Genomic DNA, 1724 nt, shown 5'->3' with positions numbered 1-1724 from the left:
GGAGACGTTACACCATGAAAACAAACGTAATTATAGACGCTAAAGCCATTGAAGACTACAACATCAACGACATCGAACCATACCGCCCGCGCCCTCGCTTCGATACCGACCATCGGGGCGTATGGTGGATAAACGTCAGAACAGGCAAAGACGGCGAAGCCATCGAAGCAGAGCCGCTATTGCTTTCCGACCCTATCGACATCATCGGCACGGGGCAGGACAACGACGGCGCGTATTACCGGATTATCAAATGGCAAGACAAAATCACACGCCAAACCAAGACCGCCGCCATCCCGCAAGCGGAAATCGGCACGGTTCAGGGTTGGCAGCGATTGCAGAGTTACGGCTTGACCGTCATGAGCGGGCGGGCAAAAAGGGAGCGGCTGGCAGACTATTTGCAGACACAGGGCAGCCGCACCGCCTTTACCATTACCGACCGCGCGGGCTGGCACGGCGACACCTACATCATGCCCAGCGGCGAAACCATCACGGCAGACGGCAAAACCCCCGCCGTCATCTACAACGGCGACACCAGCCAAGCGGCGGCATACCGACCAAACGGAGAGCTTGGCGACTGGCAGCAAAATATCGCCCGATACGCAGCGGGAAACAGCCGCCTATGCTTGGCATTGGGCGCGTCCTTTGCCGCCCCCTTGCTGTCCCTGTTGGGCGAAGAATCCGGCGGTTTCCATCTGACGGGCGATTCATCCGACGGCAAGACCACCGCCGCAAAAGCAGCCTTGAGCGTATGGGGCAGACCATCGGGCAGCCTGTTGTCTTGGAGCGGCACGAAAATAGGCTTTTCCAATACCGCCGCCACCCGCAATGATGGTTTGCTGGTGTTGGACGAAATCGGGCAGGCAAGCCCCCACGTCATCGGCGACACCGTTTACAGTGTCATGAACGGAATCAACAAAGTACAGGGCGCAAAACAGGGCGGAAACCGCGCCTTGAGCCGCTGGAAAGTGATGATGTTCTCGACAGGCGAAAAGACCCCCGATTCCATCCTGAAACACCACAAAGGCGATTGGAACGCAGGACAAGCCGCCCGCCTGCCCAGTATCAGAGCCGCCGCCCGATACGGCATTTACGACATCTTGCACGGCTTCGAGAGCGGCGCATTATTGAGTGAACATATCGCCCAATCCGCCGAACAATATCACGGAGCGGCTGGCAGGGCGTTCATCCGACGGCTTTCAGACGACCTAGAGCAAGCCAAACGGCAGGCAAACGAGCGCATGACCGCATTTATGGAGACCGCCCCCGAATTGTCAGGGCAGGCGCGAAGAGTGGCAAAACGCTTTGCCCTTGCCGCCGCCGCTTTGGAGCTTGCCGCCCCCGTTACCGGTTTAGCCGCCGGCGTAGGCATGGCAGGCGTGAAACAATGCTTTGACGAATGGCTGGAAGCCAACGGAGCGGGGAAACACGAAGACCGCCGAATCATCGAGCAGACAGAGGACTTTATCGACCTATACGCGTTAGGTATGAGGTTTACGGATTGGAGCGATAAAAGCACCAATAAAGACCATGCAGGCTATCGGAAACAGGAGGGGGAGAAATTGGAATTGTGGGTAATCCGCCGTGTCTTTGCCGATGAAATCGCCCAAAGTTTCGATGAACAAAAAGTCTGCCGCGTGTTGTTAGACGGAGGATTGCTGAAATACAACCACAAAAACAAAGGCTACCAACACCAGCGCAAAGGTAGCGGCTGGTTTTATGTGCTG

Annotated in this window: 1 protein-coding gene; it reads left to right on the top strand. The window is 56.7% G+C overall.

Going from position 1 to position 1724, the window contains the following annotated elements:
* Positions 1–14 precede the first annotated feature (14 nt).
* Positions 15–1724, top strand: a 1710-nt coding sequence (locus DBY90_RS12395; RefSeq protein ID WP_234405142.1) for a DUF927 domain-containing protein, incomplete at its 3' end; no start/stop codon positions are given.

The sequence above is a fragment of the Neisseria mucosa genome, from assembly GCF_003044445.1.
In the GTDB taxonomy this organism is placed as follows: domain Bacteria; phylum Pseudomonadota; class Gammaproteobacteria; order Burkholderiales; family Neisseriaceae; genus Neisseria; species Neisseria mucosa_A.
This window is presented reverse-complemented; position numbering and strand designations above follow the sequence as displayed.